A 23,137-nucleotide genomic window follows, 5' to 3' on the forward strand; every position below is an offset into this window, starting at 1 on the left:
GCGCAGCCTCGCGCGCGGCGAACTCATACGATGCTCACATTTCAACAAATTATCCTGACCTTGCAAACCTATTGGGACAAGCAAGGTTGCGCCCTGCTCCAGCCTTACGACATGGAAGTCGGCGCCGGCACTTTCCACACCGGCACCTTCCTGCGCGCGATCGGCCCGGAACCCTGGCGCGCCGCGTATGTGCAGCCGTCGCGCCGTCCTAAGGATGGCCGCTATGGCGAAAATCCGAACCGCATGCAGCACTACTACCAGTACCAGGTGGTCTTGAAGCCCGCGCCGGAAAACATCCTCGACCTGTATCTGGGTTCGCTGGCCGCCCTGGGCCTGGACTTGCAGCAGAATGACGTGCGCTTCGTCGAAGACGACTGGGAAAGCCCGACCCTGGGCGCCTGGGGCCTGGGCTGGGAAGTCTGGCTGAACGGCATGGAAGTGACCCAATTTACCTACTTCCAGCAAGTGGGCGGCCTCGATTGCAAGCCTGTGCTGGGCGAAATCACCTACGGCATCGAACGCCTGGCCATGTATCTGCAGGGCGTGGAAAACGTGTACGACCTGGTGTGGACCGAGTGGGAAGAAAACGGTGTCACGAAAAAACTGACTTACGGCGACGTCTTCCACCAGAACGAGGTGGAGCAATCGACCTACAACTTCGAGCACGCGAATACGGACCTGCTGTTCGAACAGTTCGGCAACTACGAAGCGGAAGCGAAGCGCCTGATCGAGCTGCAACTGACCCTGCCCGCCTACGAGAAGATCATGAAGGCTTCGCACAGCTTCAATATGCTCGACGCGCGTGGCGCCATTTCGGTGACGGAACGCGCCGCCTATATCGGCCGCGTGCGCACCCTGTCGCGCCTGGTGGCGCAAGCGTATTACGACTCGCGCGAGCGCCTCGGTTTCCCGATGCTGCCCGCCGCAGACCAACCCGCCGCCGCTTGATCGCCTAGCTCATACACCGCCGTACCAGACAAGAACACCATGAACCAAACACTGCTCATCGAACTGCTGACCGAAGAACTGCCGCCGAAAGCGCTGGCCAAACTGGGCGCCGCCTTCACCGCCGGCATCGTCAATGGCCTCAAAGCGCGCGACTTCCTGGAAGCCGACAGCGTCGCCACCAGCTACGCCTCGCCGCGCCGCCTGGCCGTCTCCATCACCAATGTGCGCGAAGTCTCGCCCGATAAATCCATCCGCGAAAAAGTCTTGCCCGTCTCCGTGGCGCTGGACGCGAACGGCAACGGCACGCCGCCGCTGGCCAAGAAACTGGCCGCGCTGGGCTTCCCCGACCTGACGGTAGCGGACCTGGAACGCGCCGTCGACGGCAAGGCTGAAAGCTTCTTCTACACCTACACGGCGCCGGGCAGCCAGCTCGCCACCGGCGCGCAGGCGGCATTGACGGAGTCTTGCGCCAAGCTGCCGATTCCAAAACTGATGAGCTATCAGCGCCCGGACGGCACCACCGTGCAATTCGTGCGCCCGGCCCACAGCCTGCTCGCCCTGCATGGCATCAACGTGCTGCCCCTGACCCTGCTGGGCCTCACGGCCGGCCGCAGCACCCTGGGCCACCGCTTCCTCACCGATGGCGAACCGATCACCATCGCGCACGCGGAAAACTATGCGGCCTCGCTGATCCTCAACGCCAGCGTCATCGCCAGCAACGAGGAACGCAAGGAGCGCATCCGCGCCCAGTTGCTGGACAAGGCCGGTGCCGACCAGGTGCTGATGCCCGAAGCGCTGCTCGATGAAGTGACGGCCCTGGTCGAATGGCCGGTCGTGTATGAGTGCCACTTCGAGGAAGAATTCCTGGCCGTGCCGCAGGAATGCCTGATCCTCACCATGCAGACGAACCAGAAGTATTTCGCCCTGACGGATAGCGAAGGCAAGCTGCGCTCGCGCTTCCTAATCGTCTCCAACATCGAAACCAGCACGCCAGAACACATCATCGGCGGCAACGAGCGCGTCGTGCGCCCGCGCCTGTCCGACGCCAAGTTCTTCTTCGAGCAAGACAAGAAGAAGACGCTGGCATCGCGTTTGCCGCTGCTGGCCAACGTGGTCTACCACAACAAGCTGGGCACCCAAGCTGCCCGCACAGAGCGCGTCAAGTCGCTGGCCGGCGCCATCGCCGCCAAATTGGACTACGACGTGGCCCTGGCCGAACGGGGTGCCCTGCTGGCCAAGGCCGATCTGCTGACCGACATGGTGGGTGAATTCCCCGAACTGCAAGGCATCATGGGCACGTATTACGCGCGCCATGACGGCGAGCCGGAAGAAGTGGCGCTGGCCGCCTCCGAACACTACCAGCCGCGCTTTGCCGGCGACAGCCTGCCATCGACCGCCACCGGCACCGCCGTGGCCCTGGCCGACAAGCTCGAAACCCTGGTCGGCATCTGGGCTATCGGCCTGGCGCCCACGGGCGACAAGGACCCGTTCGCGCTGCGCCGCCATGCGCTGGGCGTGCTGCGCATGCTGCTGGAAAAGCGTTTGCCATTGTCGATCCATGGCTTGCTGGCGGACGCCGCCGCGCAGTTCGCAGCCGTGCCCGGCTTCAAGGACCCGGTCGCGGATGTGACCACCTTCATGCTCGAGCGCCTGCGCGGCATCTTGCGCGAACGCGGTTTCTCGCCGAATGAAATCGAAGCCGTCGTGGCGCAAAACCCGGATCGCCTGGACGACATCGTGCAGCGCCTGGAAGCCGTGCAGGCGTTCGCCGCCCTGCCGGAAAGCGCTTCGCTGGCCGCCGCCAACAAGCGCATCACCAACATCCTGAAAAAGAACGAGGAAGCGCTCAAGCTGGTCGCCGACAGTGGCGTCAACGTGGCCCTGCTGCAAGACGACGCGGAGAAAAAACTCGCCGCCGCCGTCTCGCGCGTGCAGCCGGAAGTCGACGCGGCCTTCGCCAAGGGCGACTTCACCAGCACCCTGCAAACACTGGCGCAGCTGCGCGACGACGTCGACGGTTTCTTCAACGACGTGATGGTGATGGCCGAAGATGTCGCCCTGCGCAACAACCGCCTGGCCTTGCTGTCGTCGCTGCACGGCATGATGAACCGCGTGGCCGACATTTCCAAGCTGGCGGCATGATGGGCATGCCGGCGCTGAAACTGATTATTCTCGACCGCGACGGCGTCATTAATCATGACTCGCCGGACTTCATCAAGTCGCCGGCCGAATGGCTGCCGATTCCCGGTTCGCTCGAAGCGATCGCCCGCCTGAACCAGGCCGGCTATCGCGTCGTCGTCGCCTCGAACCAGTCGGGCATCGCGCGCGAGTACTTCGACATGACGGTGCTGAACGCGATCCACCAGAAGATGCACACCCTGGCGCAGCAGGTGGGCGCCGATATCGACGCCATCTTCTTTTGCCCGCACGCGGGCGCGGACAATTGCGACTGCCGCAAGCCGAAACCGGGCATGTTCCATGAAATCTCGAAGCGCTACAACACGAGCCTGAAAGGCGTGCCCACCGTTGGTGATTCGCTGCGCGACCTGCAGGCAGGTTTCATCAGCGGCTGCGTGCCCTACCTGGTCTTGACGGGCAAGGGCGAAAAAACCAATGAAACGGGTGGCCTGCCGCCCGGTACCCAGGTCTTCCCCGACCTGGCTGCCGTGGTCAGCCACCTGCTCAAGGCGCCAGCAGCATCTGCGCCCACTGTGGCATTCAGTATCTAATTTTCGGAGAACCGCATTGCGTAATACTTCCCTGTTCCTGCGATCCCTGCTGTTCATGACCATCATGATCGTGGCCACCATCGTCTGGGCCTGCGTGTGCTTTTTTGCCGCGCCATTGAGCTACAACAAGCGCTATTGGGTCACCTCGCGCTGGAACGTGTTTATCCTGTGGTGCGCCAAGGTCATTTGCGGCATCCGCTATGAAGTCAAGGGCGCCGAGAACTTCCCGGATGCGCCGGCCATCGTGCTGTCAAAGCACCAGTCGGCCTGGGAAACCATCTTCCTGCTGCCCAGCCTTCCCCGTCCGCTGGTGTATGTGTTCAAGAAGGAGATCCTGTACATCCCGTTCTTTGGCTGGGCCATGGCGCTGCTGCGCATGATTCCCATCGACCGCAAACAGGGCAAGCATGCGTTCAAGAGCGTGGTCGCGCATGGCAAACGCCGCCTGGCCGACGGCCAATGGATTATCATGTTCCCCGAAGGCACCCGCATCCCCGTGGGCCAGGCGGGCAAGTACAAGAGCGGTGGCACGCGCCTGGCCATTGCCACGGGCGCCGTGGTGGTGCCCATTGCGCATAACTCAGGCGAATGCTGGCCCAAGCAGTCATTCCTCAAACGCCCGGGACTGATCACCGTCTCGATAGGCAAACCGATTTCGCCGGAAGGGCACACCCCGGACAGCATGATGCAACAGGTGGAAAATTGGATAGAATCAGAAATGCGCGTCATTTCGCCTCACGCCTACAACGCTGGCTAGACGGCATCAGCGCGGTCATCCAGGAGCCGACCCTGCGCCAGCAGATGAAGACCATCAAGGTCGGCGACCAGCAACTGGATCTGTTCGCGCATGACGTCTCGACCAGCACGCCCCCGGCGGTGCGCCCCACGGCACCGCCAGCGCCGCCCGTGGCACCACCGCTAGTGGCACCCGCGCCTCCCATCGTTCGCCCCGCCCCGTCGCCCCTGCCTTCCCCGCCACGCCCTGCCGATGGCCCTCCGCTGCGCCAGCTGCAACTGGGCAGCCACCTGGTCGAATTCGCCCTGCGCCGCTCCACGCGCCGTTCCATCGGCTTCATGATCGACGATAACGGCTTGCGCGTGACCGCGCCCAAGCGCGTCACCCTGGCCGAGATCGACAATGCCATCCGCGCCAAGCAGGGCTGGATCGTCTCGAAGCTGCTGGAACGGGGCGAGCGCAAGGTGCAGCGCCAGCAGCGCCCGCCCGTGGCATGGGTCGATGGCGCCGCGCTGCCCTACCTCGGTGGCGAAATCACCTTGCGATTGCACCAGGCGCCGCGCCACCGCGCCAGCTTCCAGCGCGAGACGAATGAATTGCACGTATGGGTCACGCCCACGGGCAGCGAACAGCAGTTGAAGGAAAAAGTGAAGGGTTGGTTCCAGCATGAAGCGCGCCAGCTGTTCGAAGCGCGCCTGGACCTGTATGCGGACAAGCTGGGTGTGCGCTACGATTCATTATCGCTATCCTCGGCCGGCACGCGCTGGGGCAGCTGCACCATCGAGCGCAAGATCCGCCTGAACTGGCGTTTGATCCACTTCGCCCTGCCGCTGATCGACTACGTGGTGGCGCATGAACTGTCGCACCTGCTGGAAATGAACCACAGCCCCCGCTTCTGGGCCACCGTGGAATCGATTTATCCCGATTATGATGGGGCCAAGCAGGCGCTGAGAAAACGTTCGCAGGAGCTGCCCGTTCTGTTCGCGTAAACAACATTGTTGGCGGCGCCTGTCGGATTACGCGCAAGCGCTAATCCGACCTACCTTGATCACGGTAGTAGGTCGCGTAGGTCGGATTAGGCCGCAGGCCGTAATCCGACGCCATTGTTGGCCGTGCATCCATCACGGCAGCAGCGGTTGGATGGCCGCAATGGTCCTCGGCGTGGCACCCCGGTGCTGGGCCGCGAAGGCCAGCGCCTTTTGTCCCATCGATGCCAGCTGCGCGGGGTCTTGCAGCAGGACTGACGCTTGCGCCATCAGCGCATCGGCGTCCGCCACCCGCGCGGCGCCGCCGGCGGTGATCGCCTGTTCGGTCACCAGCGCGAAATTGAAGGTGTGCGGGCCGATCAGCACGGGCTTGCCCAGGGCCGCCGGCTCGATCAGGTTTTGCCCGCCCAGTGGCAGCAAGCTGCCGCCGACAAAGGCGCAATCGCAGGCCGCGTAGTACGCAAACATCTCGCCCATCGAGTCGCCCAGCAGCACCTGCGTGTCCGCCGCCACAAAATCGTCCTGCGCCAGGCCGGACCTGCGCTGCACGGCCAGGCCCTGCGCCGCGATCAGTTTTTCCACCTCGTCGAAGCGCTGCGGATGGCGTGGCACGATCAGCAGCAGAACACCATCGGGCAAGCTGGCGCGGGCAAAGGCATCGAGAATCAATGGCTCTTCGCCTTCGCGCGTGCTGGCGCACAGCAGCACGGGACGCGCACCGATGGCGGCGCGCAGCGCCGCCCCCGTCGTCAGGGCCGCCGCGGGCACGACGACATCGAACTTGATGCTGCCCGTGACAACCACGTTCTGCACGCCCAGCACGCGCACGCGCTCGGCATCGTCCTGCGTCTGCGCCGCCACCAGGGTGATGCCGCGCGCCGCGTCCGCAATGAGTTTGCCCAGGCGCTGCGCCTTGCCCAGCGAACGCTGCGACAAGCGCGCGTTGGCCAGCACCACCGGCACTTTGTAGCGATTGCATTGATGGATCAGGTTCGGCCACACTTCCGTCTCCATCAGGATGCAGATGCGCGGCGCAAAGTGACGGATGAAACGGGCCGGCATGGCGCCCGTGTCGTACGGCAGATAGCTTTGCACGAGGCGCGCACCATGTTTGGCAAACAAGGTTTTACCGGTCGCGCGCCCTGTAGGCGTCATATGCGTGAGGACGATGCGGCACGCGGGCCATGCGGCCAGCAGCGCATCGATCAGCGGCTCGGCCGCGCGCGTCTCGCCGACGGAGACGGCGTGCAGCCAGAGCGTGGCTGGTGCAGGTGCCAGCTGGCGAGGGTAAAAGCCCAGGCGCTCGCCCCAGTGCTGCCGGTAGCCGGGTTCCTGGCGTCCGCGCAGCCACAGCCGCGCCAGCACCAGGGGCAAGGCCAGCCACCAGGCAAGGGTATAAAGAAGTCGCATGATAGGTAACGTTGAAGTCAGGCGGGAGGATAGTCGGCCAGCAGGCGCTGTGCCGCGGCCAGCACTTCCGGCACGCCGGGCGGCGAACCCTTGTCGCCCAGGTTGATGATTTTCGGCGACCAGTTGCCTTCCGTTTTCCACAGCGGCGAATCAGCATAGATTTCCACCGTGGGACGCACAAAGGCGGCAGCGATATGCGTCAGGCCCGTGTCGACGCCGACCACCAGGGCCGCGTGGCGCGCCAGCAGCGTGGCATCGCCCATCGACAGCTTCGGCAGCACGCGCGCATGTGGCAGGCTGGCCGCCAGCACTTCTGCTTCGGCCTTTTCCTTGGGCGAACCCCAGGGCAGCAAAATCGGCATGGGCGCGAGCGCCTGGCCCAGGGCGATCCAGTGCTCCGGCGCCCATTTCTTGGCGTCACGCGCGGTGCCGTGGAAATACACGCAGTATGGCGCCGCACCCATCCAGTCCGGGCGCGGCTCGCTGGCTGACACTTCCGGCAAGCCGAAATCGGCCGGCGTGTCGAGCGTGTAGCCGAGTGCCGCGGCGGCCACCAGGCGGCCGCGCGCTACCGCATGCGTGCGTGGATCGAGCGGAATGCTTTTCGTGTGAAAGATGCGCGAGATACCTTCGTAGCCCGAGCCTTCGCTGCCATTCGCCAGGCCGACCTTCTGCCCGCCCGGCGCCAGGCGCGCGGCGCCCATGATGACGCCCGTCTTGAGCAAGCCCTGGGTATCGAACACATAATCGTAGCGCGTCTGGCGCAGGCTGCGGAAGAAGGCGGCGATTTCCGCCCGCGTCTCCTTCTTGCCCAGGCCCTTGCGCCAGCGCCGCAGCGCGAACGGGAAGATGGTACCCACGCGCGGGTTCAGGCGCACCAGGCTGGTGTAGCCTTCCTCGACCACCCAGTCGATGGTCGCATGCGGATAATGGCGGGCGATGTCCGCCACCATCGGCAGGTTATGCAGCACGTCACCCAGCGAAGATACCCTCACCAGCAGGATTTTCAAGGGCGCCTGTGCGCCAGATTGACCGGCCATGCTGTCAGAACGGCAGAACGGCGTCAGGCTTGGCGGCCAGGATCACGCTCTTGAACTGGCCCTGAATGCGCGCCAGGGCTGCCGGCGTTTCCGCTTCAAAGCGCATGACGATCACCGGCGTGGTGTTGGACGAACGGGCCAGGCCGAAGCCGTCCGCGTATTCCACGCGCAAGCCATCGATGGTGATGATCTGTTCGTTACCCGGGAAGACGGCATCGCGGCGCAGCATGTCCATCAGCGCGACGTTCTCGCCTTCCTGCAATTCCAGGTGCAGTTCCGGCGTGCTGTCGGACTGCGGCAGGGAATTCAACAAGGCCGATGGATCTGCCTCGCGCGTCAGGATTTCCAGCAGGCGCGCGGCCGAATACATGCCGTCGTCGAAACCGTACCAGCGGTCCTTGAAGAAGATATGGCCGCTCATTTCGCCGCCCAGCGGCGCACCCGTCTCACGCAGCTTGGCTTTTACCAGCGAGTGACCCGTCTTGTACATCAGCGGCACGCCGCCATGCTTGCTGATCCACGGCGCCAGGTGGCGCGTGCATTTCACGTCATACAGGATTTGCGCGCCCGGATGGCGGGTCAGCACGTCGGCGGCAAACAGCATCATCTGGCGGTCAGGGTAGATGATCTGGCCATCCTTGGTGACCACGCCCAGACGGTCGCCATCGCCATCGAAGGCGATGCCGATCTCCGCATCCGTCTCGGCCAGGCAGCGGATCAGGTCTTGCAGGTTTTCCGGATGCGCCGGGTCCGGATGGTGGTTCGGGAAATTGCCATCGACGTCGCAGAACAGTTCGATGACCTCGCAGCCCATGCCGCGGAACAGGTCGCCCGCGAAGGCGCCGGCCACGCCATTGCCGCAATCGACGGCGATCTTGATCGGGCGCGCCAGCTTGACGTCGCCCAGGATGCGCTGCAGGTAGGCGGCGCGGATATCGTGGGTCGCATAGGCTCCCGGGTTGGCAACGTCCTTGGCGCTGGCGCTGCCGTCGTGGGCGACGATGCTGTGGTACAGCGCCTGGATCGCTTCGCCGTGGATCGCTTCGCCCGCCAGCACCATCTTGAAACCATTGTAGTCAGGTGGATTGTGACTGCCCGTGACCATGATGCCGGAACGCGTGTCGAGCACATTCGTGCCGAAGTACACCATCGGCGTGGCCACCACGCCCAGGTCGATCACGTCGACGCCTGCCGCTTGCAAGCCTTGCGCCAGCGCCGCCGTCAGTTCAGGTCCCGACAAGCGGCCATCGCGGCCGATCACGACCCGCTGCTCACCCTTGTCCAGGGCGGCCTGGCCAAATGCCTGACCGATCTTGTAGGCCACGCTTGCATCGAGGGTTTTGGCGATGATGCCGCGAATATCGTAGGCCTTGAAGATCGTTCTGGACAATGGAAGCATGGTGTGGGCGCTATCAGTATAAGTAAGGGTATCGATAAGGTGCCTGGCAAGGTACAGCGCGTGGCTGGCAGCTTGCCACTGCGCCAAGAGTATACCGAATTATACGCGCAGCAGATCGATGGATTTGCCCGATTCCACCCACTGCCTGACCCACAGCGGCTGGCGACCACGGCCTGTCCATTGTTGAGTAGCATTGTCAGGATGGCGGTAACGTACCGCGACTTTGCCCGTGCGCGGGTGCAAGCCGTCGAGTATCAGCTGTTTCAGCGGAATGCCCGCTTGCTGCGCGATGGCCATGATTTGTTCGCGCGCCTTGTTCAAATCTTCACGCTCGCGGCTGTTCAATTCCTGCTTCACATTATCTTCCAGCTTGCGCAATTCCAGCATCGTCATCGTTGACAGATCCATCCTGTATATCCTTTATATTCAATTAAATAATAAAATCACGTGAAATATACTACATTGCATAAAAATCCGCGCACGGTAACGTAATTCCTCGTCGCCTGAATGGCAGACCGCGATTTATTTACCGGCTCAACATTAAGATTAAATGAAGAATATGTCGAAACCACACGGGAGACATGAATAAACATGAATAAAATGACATTTCGGCTGGCATGGCACGATCATCGATTCCAGCAAATATGCCAGGCAATGATTATCGCGATAAAGCAGCGAGATATTCAGCTAAAGTAAATGCCCATATAAAATAATCGTGTCCGGCCTTTCCCTTCCGACCGGCCATGCGCGCAATCCGGCATCAGCAAGAAAAGCTCCCGACGACCAAGGGCAGCCATGCTTATAATGCCTGCGCGTAGTTCACTTCACCCTGGTACCTATGAAAACTTACTTTATCGGCGATCTGCAAGGCTGCCATGCACAAACCGTCGAACTGATCGAACGGATCCAGGCGGCAGCCGATGGCCCGTACCGGCTGCTGTTCGCGGGCGACTTGATCAACCGCGGCCCGGCCTCGCTGGCCACCCTGCGCCACATTTACGCGTTGGCGCAGCAAGGCCTGGCCGACAGTGTCCTGGGCAACCATGACTTGCATTTGCTGGCCGTGGCCAACGGCATCCGGCCCGAGCATGCGTCCGATACGCTGGCCGAGATCCTCGACGCGCCCGATCGCGACGAGTTGATCACCTGGCTGCGCCAGCGGCCACTCGCCTTGCAGCACCAGGGGCATGTGCTCGTGCATGCGGGCTTGCTGCCGCAATGGAGTGCGGCCCAGGCCCTGTCCCTGAGCGAGGAAGTGTCGACCATGCTGCGCAGCGATGGCTGGGTGGCGTTCCTGCACAGCATGTACGGCAACGAGCCGGCAGCCTGGCGCGACGACCTGCAGGGCACCGACCGGCTGCGCTGTATCGTCAACGCCATGACGCGGCTGCGCTTTTGTACGCCGGACGGCGTAATGGACTTCAAGATGAAGGAGAGCGGCAGCGCGCCGCCGGGCTCCGGTCTGCTGCCGTGGTTCGACGTGCCGGGCCGGCGCAGCGCGGGCGACACTGTCGTCTTCGGCCACTGGTCGGCGCTGGGACTGCAGTTGCGACCCGACCTGATCGGCCTCGATAGCGGCTGCGTCTGGGGCGGGAAACTGTCGGCCGTGTGCCTGGAAGATCGCTCGCTGCTGCAAGTCGACTGTCCCGCCTTTCAGCAGCACAGTGGCAAGCGGTAAGTGCTACGCATGGCGCGCATATGCTTAATCGAAATCGGTCGTTGGCCCTGGCGCGCCGGCGCCGTATGATGCAGCTTTTGCCTGTGCCATCCCATGCATCCTGATACCGACAGACTGGCGCGCTGGCTGCTCGGCAGCCTGGAACTCGACACCGCCGTCCTGCATGTGGGCCAGTACTGCGGCCGCTGGCGCGCTTCCACGGCGGGCCGGGAACTGGGCAGCTTTCACCTGGTGCTCGATGGCCACTGCTATTTGCACCTCGATGGCGCCGCGCCGATAGCGCTCGGCCCGCGCGACGGCGTCTTCCTGCTGCGCGACTTGCCGCATTTCCTCAGCCCGCACAGCGATCCGCTGCAGGCGGTCAGCGCGCAAGCCATGCTGCCGCTGCAAACACCCACGCAGCAGCCGGCGACGGCGCTGGCCTGCGGCTTCTTTCAATTTCGCGGCGCCCTTTCCGCGCTGATCGTCGACTCCTTCCCGCCATATCTGCTGATACGCGGCGACGCACCCGCCTTCAGCGCCGCCGCCGCGCTGTTCGACCTGATTCTGCTTGAAGCGGGCGGCGATCCGGAGCAACCGTCGCCGCTCATCGCACGCCTGGTCGAACTGCTGTTCTTTTACCTGATCCGCCACGTGGCGCAGGGCGAGCAGGTGGCGGCCGGCCTGCTGTCGCTGCTGCACCAGCCCGCATTTTCGCCGCTGCTCGAACGCATGCTCGACGCCCCCGCCGACGACTGGTCGATCGAGAACATGGCCAAGGCAGCGTGCATGTCGCGCGCCAGCTTCTGCAAGCATTTCGCCAGCGCCAGCGGCCATTCGCCGGCCCAATTCCTGCTCCTGCTGCGCATGAAGATCGCGGCACGCCGGCTGCACGACGGCGTCTCCGTCGAACGCGCGGCCGAACTGGTGGGTTACCGCTCGCACGCCGCCTTTACGCGCGCCTTCAAGCGGGTCACGGGCGAGCAACCGGGTGCCTACCGGCGCGACCAGCGATTGCGCCAGCTGGCCAGCTAAGAGCCTGCCGGAATCAAGGATCACACAATCGCAGACGAACGAGCACAAAAGGACGACGCTGACGTCTGTTGCGTGCGCGATATGGCCGATATAATGCCCGGGTGACTTACCAACTTAGCAAGGTACCCCATGTCCCGTCTGACGCTGCACACTCTCGATACCGCCCCGGCCGATAGCCGCCCCTTCGTGGAAAAGGCCATCGCCAACAATGGCTTCCTGCCCAACCTGATCGGCGTGCTGGCCAATGCCCCGCTGGCGCTGGAAACCTACCTGACCGTCTCCGGCATCAATGCGCGCGCCAGCCTGACGTTAATGGAACGCGAAGTGGTGCAAATCACGGCCGCGCGCATCCACGGCTGCGATTTCTGCATCGCCGGCCATAGCGCCATCTCGCTGAAAAAGGCGGGCCAGACGCCCGACATCGTGCGCGCACTGCAGCACGGCCAGCCGACGGGCGACGTCAAACTCGACGCCGTCGCCGCCTTCGCCACGGCCGTCATCGCCACGCGCGGCGCCGTCAGCGACGCCGAATATCAAGCCTTCCTGGCCGCCGGCTACAACGAGCAGCAGGCGCTGGAAGTCGTGCTGGGCATCAGCCTGGCCACCCTGTGCAATTTTTCCAACAGCCTGGCCGGCACGCCCGTCAATCCGCAATTGACGCCCTACCTGCCTGGCGCCGTCTGACATGGGCCAACTCCATCACTGGCTGCACATGCATGCCGACCAGCTCGACCAATCGTCGGAACTGGCTGAAACCGTTTTGCCGGCCCTCGCCAGCGACCAACTGCTGGCCATCGGCGTGCCGCAGGAGCACGGCGGCGCGGGCGGTGACGTGCGCGACGCCATCGACGCCATCGCCAACGTCGCCGAGCAATCGGTCACGGCGGCCTTTGTCTTCTGGGGCCAGCGCTGCTTCATCGAATTCCTGCTGCAAAGCGAGAACCGCGCGCTGGCCGAGCGCCGCTTGCCCGGCCTGCTGGCTGGCACGCAGGCAGGCGCCAGCGGCCTGTCGAACGCCATGAAATTCTTGTCCGGCATCGAGCAGCTGCAAATCACGGGCGTGCGCCACAATGACGGCTTGCTGGTCGACGGCGGCCTGGCCTGGGTGACGAACTTGCGCAAGGCGGGCTTTGTCGCGGCGGCCGCCGTGGCGCCCAACGACGGTGCGCCACCGGCCATCGTCGCCTTCGACAGCGGCACGCCAGGCGTGCAGCGCAGCGACGACCTGGACCTGATCGCCCTGCGCGGCAGCAATACGGCCTCCGTCAAGCTGACGCAGGTGCACATCCCCGCTGCGGACATCATCAGCGACAACGCGCCAGCCTGGCTGCCGCAGGTGCGCCCCTCGTTCCTCGGCATGCAGTGCGGCCTGTCGATCGGCCTGGCGCGCGCCAGCCTGGCAAAGGCGGCGCAGATCTCGGCCGGCTCGCGCAACGCGCTCACGCCACGCATCGAAGCGCTGCAAGCTACCCTGGAGGCAGCTGTCGACACCTTGCTGGCCGGCGTGCACGATGGCCGCTTCAAGACGCAGGCGCCGGCCATGTTCCGCCTGCGCATACAGCTGGCCGACGTGCTGCAGCAAGCGCTGATGCTGGAACTGCAAGCCATGGGCGGGCGCGCCTACCTGAACGCGGAACAGCAGGGCTTTGCGCGCCGCTGGCGCGAATCGTCGTTCATCCCCATCGTCACCCCCAGCCTGACGCAATTGCAGGCGGCCTTGCAGCTGTTCGACAGCCAGCAGGCTGCCAAGGCAGCGGGAGCGCCGGCATGAGCGTAGCTGATTGGGCCTTGCAGGCGCAGGATCTGAGCTACGCCTATCCGGGCACGGCACCCGTGTTCCAGCATGTCTCGCTGGGCGTGCGCAAGCGCGAAATCGTCTGTCTGCTGGGCGGCAGCGGCTGCGGCAAATCGAGCCTGCTGCGCGTGCTGGCCGGCTTGCAGCCGCCATCCACGGGCGCAATTCAATTCCTCGATGCGCCCATGCGCGAACCGGACCCGCGCAGCGCCCTCGTCTTCCAGCAGGCGAGCCTGTTGCCGTGGCTGAACGTCACGGGCAACGCCGGCTTCGGCCTGGACTTCAAGCACCAGCCGCAGCTCACGCGCGAAGCGCATCAGGCGCGCGTGGCGCAAGCTATCGAAGCGGTGGGTTTGAAGGGCCGCGAAAAGCTGTATCCGTCCGCGCTGTCGGGCGGCATGGCGCAGCGCGTGGCCCTGGCCCGCGCACTCGCGCGCGAACCGGAACTGCTGTTCGCCGACGAACCGTTTTCCGCACTCGACGCCATCACGCGCGCCGAGATGCAGTCGCTGCTGGTCGACGTGGTGCACCGCTGGCATACGGCCGTGCTGCTCGTCACGCACGATATCGATGAAGCGATCCTCGTGGCCGACCGCATCTTGCTGATGGGCGGCAAGCCCGGCAACATCGTGCGCGAATGGCCCGTCGCCATCGCCCAGCCGCGCATCGGCCACAGCGCCGACGTCATCGCCCTGAAAATGGACATCCTCGACGCGCTGCAGGCGCTGCAAAAGCAGGATCAAACGCCCGCCTTCGCCCCCAATTAAACGACCGGAACTTTCCCATGACATTCGAAGATCAAAACAAACCCCTGCACATCTGCGCCTCGTCCGATTGCGACTGCGGCCTGACGCGGCGCGACTTCCTGCGCATGTCGGCCCTGGCCACGGCCAGCGTCGCTTCGCCGCTGCTGTTCGCCGGCGACGCCATGGCCCAGCAAGGCCCGAAAGGCGACGACCAGCCCGTCAAAATCGGCTACCTGCCGATCACCGACGCCACCCCGCTGCTGGTCGCCCACGCCCGCAAGATGTTTGAAGCGGAAGGCTTGCAGGCGGAAACGCCGCGCCTGTTCCGCAGCTGGGCACAGATCATCGAAGCCTTCGTCGCCGGCCAGGTCAACGTCATCCATTTGCTGTCGCCGGCCACCCTGTGGGTGCGCTACGGCGCCAAGTTCCCGGCGAAGGTCGTGGCCTGGAACCACGTCAATGGCTCCGCGCTGACGGTGGCCAACGAGATCAACAAGGTCTCCGACCTGGGCGGGCGCACGGTCGCCATCCCGTTCTGGTACTCGATCCACAACATCCTGCTGCAGCAAATCCTGTCCTCGAATGGCCTGACCCCGGTCACGCGCGCGCGCAACGCCACCATCAAATCGAATGAAGTGAACCTGATCGTGCTGGCGCCGGCTGAAATGGTCTCGGCCCTGGCCAGCAAGTCGATTGCCGGCTACATCGTGGCCGAGCCGTTCAATGCGGCGGCGGAAAACGCCGGCATCGGCAAGATCCTGCGCTTCTCGGGCGACGTGTGGAAAAACCATGCGTGCTGCGTCACCTTCCTGTCCGAGCGCGACATCAACACGCGTCCCGAATGGGCGCAGAAGGTCACCAACGCCATCGTCAAGGCGCAGCTGTGGACGCGCTCGAACCAGGTCGACACGGCCAAGCTGCTGTCGAACGTGGGCGAGCACCGCTACACGCCGCATCCGCTGCAGGTGCTGACCAAGGTGCTGGCCACCACCGATTACGCGAGCTACGAAAAACAGGGCCTGATCGTGCACAAGAACTGGCAGCAGCGCCGCATCGACTTCCAGCCGTATCCGTTCGCCTCGTACACGGAAGAACTGGTGCGCGCCATCGGCCGCACCAAGGTCGAAGGCGATACGCGCTTCCTGGCCAATCTCGATCCGAAATTCGCCGCACGCGACCTGGTCGATGACCGCTTCGTGCGCAAGGCCATCACCGCAGTCGGTGGCCCCGCCGCCTTCGGCTTGCCGGCCAACCTGCTGCGCAGCGAAACCGTGGCGGTCTGACGATGGCACAGAAGTTGTTGACGAAGTTCGGCCTGCCCCTGGTGGGATTGGCCTGTGCCGTGCTGTTGTGGTCCGTGGGCGTGACGGCGCTGGAGAAATCAACACCGATCGCCACCGCCTTTGCACCGCTGCCCACGGCGCTGGCGTTCAAGGAGATGCTGGGCGGCTCGGATATCTGGCTGCACGTGGTACTGAGCCTGCAAAGGGTAGCTGTCGGCCTGGGGCTGGCGATCATCATCGGCGTGCCGCTGGGCGTGCTGGTGGCCATGTCGAAAAGCTTTTCCGGCGCGGCCATGCCGCTGTTCCAGCTGCTGCGCATGATTTCGCCGTTGTCGTGGATGCCGATTGCCGTGATGGTGCTGGGGGTAGGCGACGCGCCCGTGTACTTCCTGCTGGCGTTTGCGGCCGTCTGGCCGATCCTGCTCAATACGGCGGCCGGCGTGGCGCGGCTCGATCCGAACTGGCTGCTGCTGGCGCGCAGCCTGTCGGCCACGCGCAGCGAGATCGTCTTCAAGGTGATTTTGCCGGGCATTACGGCCGATATTCTGACGGGCGTGCGCCTGGCCATCGGCATCATCTGGATCGTGCTGGTACCGGCGGAAATGCTGGGCGTCTCGGCCGGCCTCGGCTACTTCATCCTCGACACGCGCGACCGCCTCGCATATTCGGAGCTGATGGCCGCCATCGTGCTGATCGGGATTTTAGGGTTTATGCTTGACTACCTGGCCCGCGCCGCGCACGCGCGCTGGCTGCATGTGAAGAACTAAGCTGTTCCAGCGGCAGCGCAGCGGCCACCGCCGCCTGCGTTGCCGCCGCCAGTTCACGCCGGTGCGCGCCAGCCGTGGCTTCCGGCGCCAGGCAGGTCAGGCGCGCCGTGATCGGTGGGCCGCTCAGGATCGCCACCATGCTTTGCGCAAAGCTCATGTCGCCGATGAAGTCGACGGCGTGATGCAAGGTCCCCTTGTCATCCACATACACCAGCGCGAACGGCTGCACCGGCACTTGCGCGTCGATGGCCGCCTCGAACAGATTCGCGTGAAACGGCAAAATCTGCCCTTGCGCGGCGGTGGTGCCTTCGGGGAAAAACGCAATGCGCTCGCCCGCCGTCAATTTATCCACCAGGCCCTGGAAAATCAGGCGCAGGTCACGCTTGCTGCCGCGCGAAATGAAGATGGTACCGGCGCGCCCCGCCAGCCAGCCGAGGATAGGCCAGGCGCGGATTTCCGCCTTGGCGACGAAACGGCAGGGATGGACGGCATTGATGACGAAGATGTCGAGCCACGAAACGTGGTTCGCCACCACCATCGCATGCTCGAGTGCCGGCACGCTGCCGGCCGGCTGCGCCACGTGCACGCCGCAGATGTCGAGCAACTGCGTCGACCAGCGGCGGATGCGCCGGTTGCGCCCCTCCAGGTCCAGCCAGGGGAACAGCACGGCGCTCTTGGCCATGCCGCAGCCCAGGTGAATGGCGATACGCGCGAGGCGGTAGGTAAGCAGAAGTTTCAAATGACACCAAGGTTGGAAGCAAATCCATGCAGCCGCGTAGGTCGGCTTAGCTGCGCCGGTGAGGCGCTGCGTAAGCCGACAGGAGCCGCCATGGACTTGTCGGATTACGCGTACCGCTAATCCGACCTACGGCTCCGATACAAATAATTAACGCTGAAACGCCACCCGTCCGGCCACGATGGTCGCCTTGACGATGCCGCTCAGCTCATAGCCGAGGAAAGGCGTGTGCTTGCCCTGGCTGGCCAGCGACGCCGACGACACGGTCCAGCGCGCGGCGGGATCGAAGACGCAGATGTCGGCCGCTTCGCCCACGGCCAGGCTGCCGGCCGGAATACCGGCGACACGGGCCGCGTCGGACGTGACCTTGGCCACGGCGCGCGCCAGCGGACGCGCGCCCGCTTGCGGCTGGTTCAAGGCATAGTCGTCGGCCCATTTCAGGGCCAGCGACAGCAGCAGTTCCAGGCCCGTGGCGCCCGGCGACGCTTCGCCGAACGGCAGCAGCTTTTCATCGTCGTCGACGGGCGTATGGTCCGAGCACATGGCGTCGACCGTGCCATCGAGCAGACCGGCGCGGATCGCATCGCGGTCGCGCTGGCTACGGAACGGCGGCGTGACGCGCGCGTTCGAATCGAAAAAGCCGATATCGGCGTCCGTCAGATGCACATGGTGCACGCCCACGTCGCAGGTGACGGGCAAGCCTTCGGCCTTGGCGGCGCGGATCAGTTCCAGGCCCGCCGCCGACGAGATACGGCACAGGTGCACGCGCGCGCGGCTGGCGCGCATCAATTCAAAGATCGTGTGCAGGGCGATGGTTTCGGACATCACGGGTACGCCAGACAGGCCCAGGCGCGAGGCCAGCGGACCGCTGTGGGCGATGCCGCCGCGACCGATATGCGGATCCTGCGGGCGCAGCCAGACGGTGTAGCCGAAGGTGTTCGCGTACTGCATCGCGCGCAGCAGCACGGTGGTGTCTTCGATTGGTTCCTCCGCCTGCGCGAAGCCGATGCAGCCCGCTTCCGTCAGTTCCGCCATTTCCGTCAGCGACTTGCCTTTCAAGCCCATGGTCAGCGCACCCAGCGGGTGCACGTGGGCCTTGTTCTGCGTCTTGGCGCGGTATTTCAGCATCTCCACCAGGCCCGGCTCATCTAACACCGGATCGGTGTCGGGCGGGCACACCAGGCTCGTGACGCCACCTTGCAGCGCCGCCTGCAATTCCGATTCCAGCGTCGCCTTGTATTCGTAGCCCGGCTCGCGCAGGCGCGCGGACAGGTCGACCAGGCCGGGGGAGACCACCAGGCCGGCCGCATCAAAGGTGGTATCGGCGGTAAAGCCGGCCGGGGCGCTGCCCACGGCCAGCACTTTGCCATCGGCGATAAACAGGTCTTGCAAGCCATCGATGCCGTTGGCAGGGTCGATCAGGTGGCCGTTCTTGATATGTAGTGTCGTCATGCTCGCTTACTCGTCCTTGGGCTATCAGCCCTGATTACCAGCCAAAATACTCATCACCGCCATGCGCACGGCGATACCGAACGTCACCTGCGGCAGGATCACCGCCTGCGGACCGTCGGCCACGGCCGAATCGATTTCCACGCCACGGTTCATCGGGCCCGGATGCATGACGATGGCGTCCGGTTTCGCCAGCGCCAGGCGCTCGGGCGTCAGGCCGTAGCTCTTGAAATATTCCTGCGCCGACGGCAGCAGTGCGCCGCTCATGCGTTCATTCTGCAGGCGCAGCATGATGATCACGTCCACGCCCTTGAGGCCTTCATCCATGTTGGTGAAGGTGCGCACGCCCATTTGCTCCAGGCCGCCCGGCAGCAAAGTGTGCGGGCCGATGGCGCGCACTTCCGGCACGCCCAGGGTGGTCAGCGCGTGGATGTCGGAACGTGCCACGCGGCTGTGCAGGATGTCGCCCACGATGGCCACCGTCAGGTTGGTGAAATCCTTCTTGTAGTGGCGGATCGTGTACATGTCGAGCAAACCCTGGGTCGGGTGCGCGTGGCGTCCGTCGCCCGCGTTGACGACGTGGACGTGCGGCTGCTTGGTGTCGATCAGGTGCTTGGCGATCAGGTAGGGCGCGCCCGACTGCGCGTGGCGCACGACGAACATGTCGGCATGCATGGCCGACAGGTTGTCGATGGTGTCGAGCAGGGACTCGCCCTTGCTGGCCGACGAGGCCTGGATATTGAGGTTGATGACATCGGCCGACAGGCGCTTCGAGGCGATCTCGAAGGTGGTGCGGGTGCGCGTGGAGTTTTCAAAGAACAGATTGAAAACGCTCTTGCCACGCATCAGCGGCACCTTTTTCACATCGCGGTCGGAAATGCCGACGAACGAGGAAGCGGTATCGAGGATGTGGTTGACGATAGACTTCGGCAGGCCTTCAATCGTCAGCAGATGTTGCAGTTCGCCGTGTTTATTCAGTTGCGGATTAAGCATGGTGGGTATCTAGGGTGAGCGTGAATTTTCCATCGTCGGCTTGCTTCAGGACCAGGGCCTGGCCCGCCGGCACGGCAGTGAAGGCCGCCACGAAATCGGCGGCCACCGGCAGCTGGCGCTCGCCGCGGTCGACCAGGGCGGCCAGCATGATCTTGGCCGGACGGCCATAGTCGAACAATTCATTGATGGCCGCGCGCGTGGTGCGGCCCGTGTACAGCACGTCGTCGACCAGCAGGATGGTGGCGCCGGCCACGTCGAAGGCGATCTGCGTCGGCTTGACGTCGGCATGCAGGCCTTTCTGGGCGAAGTCGTCGCGATAGAACGACACGTCGAGCACGCCCAGGCGATCGAGCAGGTTCAGGTCGCGCGCCAGGCGTTCGGCCAGCCAGGCGCCGCCCGAATGGATGCCGACGATGGCCACGTTGGGGATGCCCGCCAGGCCGCTCTGCACCTGCTGCAGCAAGACCGCGTACAGGGCCTCGGCGTCGAGTTGGGAAGGATTCGTAGGATGCGGCATAGAGTTCTTAATCATTCAGGGAGGGAGTCTAAGGTCAGATTAATAATTCGCGTCGAAATACTGTTGCAGGATGATGGCGGCGGCGCGGTCATCGATGACTTCGCCGCGTTTGGCAGCGATGACGGCCGAGGAATAACGTTCGTCGACCAGTTCCACCGGCAGGTTGAAGCGGCCATGCACCTGGTTGGCGAAACGGCGGCAACGCGCGCTCATCTCGTGTTCGGTGCCATCCGGATGGCTGGGCAAGCCCACCACGATGCGGCTCGCGCCCCACTCCTTGATCAGGCTATCGATGGCGGCAAACTTCGGCTCGTTCGCCGTGGCCGTGATCACGCTGAGCGGCTTGGCCTGGCAAATCATGCTATTGCCGATGGCCACGCCGATGCGTTTCAAGCCGAAATCGAAGGCGAGGATGGTGTCGATGGCGTCACCGCTCATGCGTGGCCAGCCTCACTCGCCAGCATGAGAGGGTCGATACCGAGCAATTTGATGGCCGCCACGTAACGCTGCTCGATGGGGAAGTCGAACAGGATGTCGGCCGAGGCACCCACCGTCAGCCAGCCGTTGCGGCCGATCTCGTCTTCCAGCTGACCCGGGCTCCAGCCCGAATAGCCGATCGACACCAGCATGCGCTCGGGACCATCGCCCTTGGCGACGGCTTCGAGCACGTCGATCGAGGTGGTAAACGCGATTTCATCGGTCACCGTCAGCGACGAGGAATAGTGCGCGCCCGGCGTATGCAGCACGAAGCCGCGGTCGTCCTGCACGGGGCCGCCGAACATGATCGGTTCATTGATGATGGGCGTGTCGCTGCCGGCCGCCAGTTTCAGGTCGATGCGATCGAACAGCACTTCCATGGTCATGTCGGTGGGTTTGTTGATGACGACGCCCAGCACGCCGTTCTCATTGTGCTCGCAGACGTACACGACCGTGCCGCCGAAGACCGGATCTTGCATGGCCGGCATCGCGATCAGGAAATGGTTGGCCAGATTCAAGGTGGAGGAACCGGTCGCGGCCGGCTCTCCCACACCCTGCATCAAACGATGTCCTGGTAGAGTCTGGTCGATTTTACTCTTTTTCATACGCGATGCTCTCTCTGTGGGCTTGCTGGCAAGTCTCGCTTACCCCGCTATCGTACGCCTGGCGCAAGCTGCCGCGAATGCTGGGCGGCACGCACCGTGATGCCAGGCGCTATTCTCGTTATGTTGTAAATTTATTGTAAATTAATTATCAATTCGCCTGGCCTTGCGACTGCGCCATGCACGCTTTGCAACTGGCACAATCGCTGTCGCATATAAACCACCACGAACATACCTGCTAGTTTACACTGAATTGCCGCCGCAGCGACGCCAAAGGCACGACGCGCGCGGCCATAAAGCCCTGTTGGCGGCAAAAAATGGCCTATCTTTGACCCTGAACACGCAAAATAATGACAATCAAGACTTCCCTGGTGTGGTTCCGGCGCGATCTGCGCGCATTTGACCATGCTGCGTTGCATCACGCCCTGCGCCAGAGCCAGGCCGTGCATTGTGTCTTCGTCTACGACACCGCCATCCTGGCCGCGCTGCCGCGCCGCGACCGGCGGGTCGATTTCATCCATGCCAGCGTGGCCGAACTGGCCGGCGAGCTGCGCCAGCTGGGTGGCGACCTGATCGTGCTGCACGCGGACGCCGCCGAAGCCATCCCGCGCCTGGCCGCCGAGCTGAACGCCGACGCCGTGTTTGCCAACCACGACTACGAGCCGCAAGCGACCGCCCGCGACCGCAAGGTAGCGGCCGCGCTCACGCACGCGACGCGCCTGTGGTTCAGTTTCAAGGACCAGGTGATCTTTGAAAAGGACGAAGTGCTGACGCTTTCGGCCAGGCCGTACACGGTCTACACGCCGTACAAGAATGCCTGGCTGAAGAAAATGCGCGCCGAACCGGGCTGCCTGGCGCCGCTCGATATCGAACCGCATGCGGCCAGCCTGGCGCCGCCGCGCGCCAGCACGCCGGCCCCGCTGCCGACCTTGGGCGAGCTGGGTTTCGAGGCCAGCAACCTGGCCGAACTGGCCATTCCCACCGGCATGTCGGGCGCCAGCACGCTGTTCGAGGATTTCCTGCCGCGCCTGGCCCGCTATGACGTGGCGCGCGATTTTCCTGCCCTGAAGGGGCCGTCGTATTTGTCCATGCATCTGCGCTTCGGTACCGTGTCGCTGCGCTACCTGGTGCGCAGCGTGGTCGACCTGATGGACCGGGGCGGTGGCGGCGACGGCGCGCCCGTATGGCTGGCCGAACTGATCTGGCGCGATTTCTACGCCATGATTTTGTACCAGAACCCGCATGTGGAAGGCGGCGCCTTCAAGCCTGCCTACGACGCGATCGCCTGGGAAACAGGACCCGAGGCCGATGCCGCCTTTGCCGCCTGGTGCGAGGGGCGCACCGGCTATCCGCTGGTGGACGCGGCCATGGCACAGCTGAACCAGACGGGCTATATGCACAACCGGCTGCGCATGGTCACGGCCTGCTTTCTGATCAAGGATCTGGGCATCGACTGGCGCCGCGGCGAAGCGTATTTCGCGCTGCACCTGAATGACTTCGACCTGGCGTCGAACAACGGCGGCTGGCAATGGGCGTCGTCGTCCGGCTGCGACGCGCAACCGTACTTCCGCATCTTCAACCCCATCACGCAATCGGAAAAATTCGATGCGAACGGACGCTTCATCCGCCGCTACCTGCCGCAGCTGAAGGCGCTGGGCGACAAGGAAATCCACGCGCCCTGGCTGGTGCCGCGCATGCTGCTCGAGCAAAAAAACATCGTGCTGGGACGCGATTATCCGGAGCCGCTGGTGCAGCACGATGCGGCGCGCAAGGAGACGCTGGAGCGCTATGCCGTGGTGAAGGTGGTGGCGTAGGTCGGATTAGCGGGGCAA

General features: G+C 64.1%; 23 protein-coding genes. 13 read left to right on the top strand and 10 right to left on the bottom strand.

The genetic code is table 11. From position 1 onward, the window contains the following. The first annotated feature begins 30 nt into the window (after positions 1 to 30). From glyQ to C8C92_RS24730, 5 genes are read left to right on the top strand one after another with little or no spacing between them, the layout of a single operon-like run. Positions 31 to 948 carry a glycine--tRNA ligase subunit alpha gene (glyQ, locus tag C8C92_RS24710; RefSeq protein ID WP_099762190.1) on the top strand — a complete coding sequence of 306 codons (918 nt, stop codon included), beginning with the start codon at positions 31 to 33 and terminating at the stop codon, positions 946 to 948. Positions 949 to 987: 39 nt separating this feature from the next. Next, positions 988 to 3,090, top strand: coding sequence for a glycine--tRNA ligase subunit beta (gene glyS, locus C8C92_RS24715; protein ID WP_116745520.1), 2,103 nt, complete (start codon positions 988 to 990; stop codon positions 3,088 to 3,090). Continuing rightward, positions 3,090 to 3,677: a D-glycero-beta-D-manno-heptose 1,7-bisphosphate 7-phosphatase gene (gene gmhB, locus C8C92_RS24720; protein WP_243420436.1), complete on the top strand. Its 588-nt coding sequence runs from the start codon at positions 3,090 to 3,092 to the stop codon at positions 3,675 to 3,677. The genes glyS and gmhB overlap by 1 nt, the downstream gene beginning before the upstream one ends. A gap of 16 nt (positions 3,678 to 3,693) precedes the next feature. Next, a complete protein-coding gene (locus C8C92_RS24725; RefSeq protein ID WP_099762188.1) occupies positions 3,694 to 4,434 on the top strand; it encodes a lysophospholipid acyltransferase family protein in 741 nt (246 codons plus the stop codon). Between the two features lie 44 nt (positions 4,435 to 4,478). Further along, positions 4,479 to 5,402, top strand: a complete 924-nt coding sequence (locus C8C92_RS24730) for a SprT family zinc-dependent metalloprotease (protein WP_099762187.1) — start codon at positions 4,479 to 4,481, stop codon at positions 5,400 to 5,402. Between the two features lie 132 nt (positions 5,403 to 5,534). Here C8C92_RS24730 and waaA read toward each other — a convergent pair whose 3' ends face one another. From waaA to C8C92_RS24750, 4 genes are all read right to left on the bottom strand, one after another. Beyond that, on the bottom strand, positions 5,535 to 6,809 hold the full coding sequence (waaA, locus tag C8C92_RS24735; protein ID WP_099762186.1) for a lipid IV(A) 3-deoxy-D-manno-octulosonic acid transferase: 1,275 nt from the start codon (positions 6,807 to 6,809) through the stop codon (positions 5,535 to 5,537). A 17-nt stretch (positions 6,810 to 6,826) separates the two neighbouring features. Continuing rightward, on the bottom strand, positions 6,827 to 7,849 hold the full coding sequence (gene waaC, locus C8C92_RS24740) for a lipopolysaccharide heptosyltransferase I (RefSeq protein WP_116745521.1): 1,023 nt from the start codon (positions 7,847 to 7,849) through the stop codon (positions 6,827 to 6,829). 4 nt (positions 7,850 to 7,853) lie between these two features. Then, a complete protein-coding gene (locus tag C8C92_RS24745) occupies positions 7,854 to 9,248 on the bottom strand; it encodes a phosphomannomutase/phosphoglucomutase (RefSeq protein ID WP_116745522.1) in 1,395 nt (464 codons plus the stop codon). A gap of 99 nt (positions 9,249 to 9,347) precedes the next feature. Further along, on the bottom strand, positions 9,348 to 9,656 hold the full coding sequence (locus tag C8C92_RS24750; RefSeq protein WP_116745523.1) for an H-NS histone family protein: 309 nt from the start codon (positions 9,654 to 9,656) through the stop codon (positions 9,348 to 9,350). A gap of 430 nt (positions 9,657 to 10,086) precedes the next feature. Between C8C92_RS24750 and C8C92_RS24755 the strand changes: the two genes are divergently transcribed. From C8C92_RS24755 to C8C92_RS24785, 7 genes are all read left to right on the top strand, one after another. Then, the gene (locus C8C92_RS24755; RefSeq protein ID WP_116745524.1) at positions 10,087 to 10,926 is read left to right on the top strand and encodes a symmetrical bis(5'-nucleosyl)-tetraphosphatase; all 840 of its coding nucleotides are present in this window, start codon (positions 10,087 to 10,089) and stop codon (positions 10,924 to 10,926) included. A gap of 93 nt (positions 10,927 to 11,019) precedes the next feature. Further along, positions 11,020 to 11,940, top strand: coding sequence for an AraC family transcriptional regulator (locus C8C92_RS24760; protein ID WP_099762181.1), 921 nt, complete (start codon positions 11,020 to 11,022; stop codon positions 11,938 to 11,940). Positions 11,941 to 12,069: 129 nt separating this feature from the next. Further along, the gene (locus C8C92_RS24765; RefSeq protein WP_116745525.1) at positions 12,070 to 12,624 is read left to right on the top strand and encodes a carboxymuconolactone decarboxylase family protein; all 555 of its coding nucleotides are present in this window, start codon (positions 12,070 to 12,072) and stop codon (positions 12,622 to 12,624) included. A gap of 1 nt (position 12,625) precedes the next feature. Further along, positions 12,626 to 13,711, top strand: coding sequence for an acyl-CoA dehydrogenase family protein (locus tag C8C92_RS24770; protein WP_116745526.1), 1,086 nt, complete (start codon positions 12,626 to 12,628; stop codon positions 13,709 to 13,711). Further along, positions 13,708 to 14,502 carry an ABC transporter ATP-binding protein gene (locus tag C8C92_RS24775; RefSeq protein WP_116745527.1) on the top strand — a complete coding sequence of 265 codons (795 nt, stop codon included), beginning with the start codon at positions 13,708 to 13,710 and terminating at the stop codon, positions 14,500 to 14,502. Before C8C92_RS24770 ends, C8C92_RS24775 begins: the two co-directional genes overlap by 4 nt. 17 nt (positions 14,503 to 14,519) lie before the next feature. Further along, positions 14,520 to 15,764: an ABC transporter substrate-binding protein gene (locus C8C92_RS24780; RefSeq protein WP_116745528.1), complete on the top strand. Its 1,245-nt coding sequence runs from the start codon at positions 14,520 to 14,522 to the stop codon at positions 15,762 to 15,764. Positions 15,765 to 15,766: 2 nt separating this feature from the next. After that, positions 15,767 to 16,531, top strand: a complete 765-nt coding sequence (locus tag C8C92_RS24785) for an ABC transporter permease (RefSeq protein WP_207781046.1) — start codon at positions 15,767 to 15,769, stop codon at positions 16,529 to 16,531. On the opposite strand, the gene C8C92_RS24790 is transcribed toward C8C92_RS24785, so the two are convergent. From C8C92_RS24790 to C8C92_RS24815, 6 genes are all read right to left on the bottom strand, one after another. Then, on the bottom strand, positions 16,473 to 17,270 hold the full coding sequence (locus C8C92_RS24790; RefSeq protein WP_116745529.1) for a lysophospholipid acyltransferase family protein: 798 nt from the start codon (positions 17,268 to 17,270) through the stop codon (positions 16,473 to 16,475). The two genes, C8C92_RS24785 and C8C92_RS24790, sit on opposite strands and share 59 nt — an antisense overlap. A gap of 147 nt (positions 17,271 to 17,417) precedes the next feature. After that, positions 17,418 to 18,719, bottom strand: a complete 1,302-nt coding sequence (locus tag C8C92_RS24795) for a dihydroorotase (protein ID WP_116745530.1) — start codon at positions 18,717 to 18,719, stop codon at positions 17,418 to 17,420. 24 nt (positions 18,720 to 18,743) lie between these two features. Beyond that, complete coding sequence (locus tag C8C92_RS24800) at positions 18,744 to 19,709, bottom strand: aspartate carbamoyltransferase catalytic subunit (protein WP_034746695.1); 966 nt, start codon at positions 19,707 to 19,709, stop codon at positions 18,744 to 18,746. Then, the gene (gene pyrR, locus C8C92_RS24805) at positions 19,702 to 20,226 is read right to left on the bottom strand and encodes a bifunctional pyr operon transcriptional regulator/uracil phosphoribosyltransferase PyrR (RefSeq protein WP_071075539.1); all 525 of its coding nucleotides are present in this window, start codon (positions 20,224 to 20,226) and stop codon (positions 19,702 to 19,704) included. Before pyrR ends, C8C92_RS24800 begins: the two co-directional genes overlap by 8 nt. Positions 20,227 to 20,265: 39 nt before the next feature. Continuing rightward, positions 20,266 to 20,664, bottom strand: coding sequence for a Holliday junction resolvase RuvX (ruvX, locus tag C8C92_RS24810; RefSeq protein WP_232730726.1), 399 nt, complete (start codon positions 20,662 to 20,664; stop codon positions 20,266 to 20,268). Beyond that, complete coding sequence (locus C8C92_RS24815; protein WP_099762174.1) at positions 20,661 to 21,263, bottom strand: YqgE/AlgH family protein; 603 nt, start codon at positions 21,261 to 21,263, stop codon at positions 20,661 to 20,663. The genes ruvX and C8C92_RS24815 overlap by 4 nt, the downstream gene beginning before the upstream one ends. Before the next feature lie 392 nt (positions 21,264 to 21,655). Between C8C92_RS24815 and C8C92_RS24820 the strand changes: the two genes are divergently transcribed. Further along, positions 21,656 to 23,119 carry a deoxyribodipyrimidine photo-lyase gene (locus C8C92_RS24820; protein ID WP_116745531.1) on the top strand — a complete coding sequence of 488 codons (1,464 nt, stop codon included), beginning with the start codon at positions 21,656 to 21,658 and terminating at the stop codon, positions 23,117 to 23,119. Positions 23,120 to 23,137: the final 18 nt, after the last annotated feature.

This window comes from Janthinobacterium sp. 78 (genome assembly GCF_003096775.1).
GTDB lineage: Bacteria > Pseudomonadota > Gammaproteobacteria > Burkholderiales > Burkholderiaceae_D > Janthinobacterium > Janthinobacterium tructae.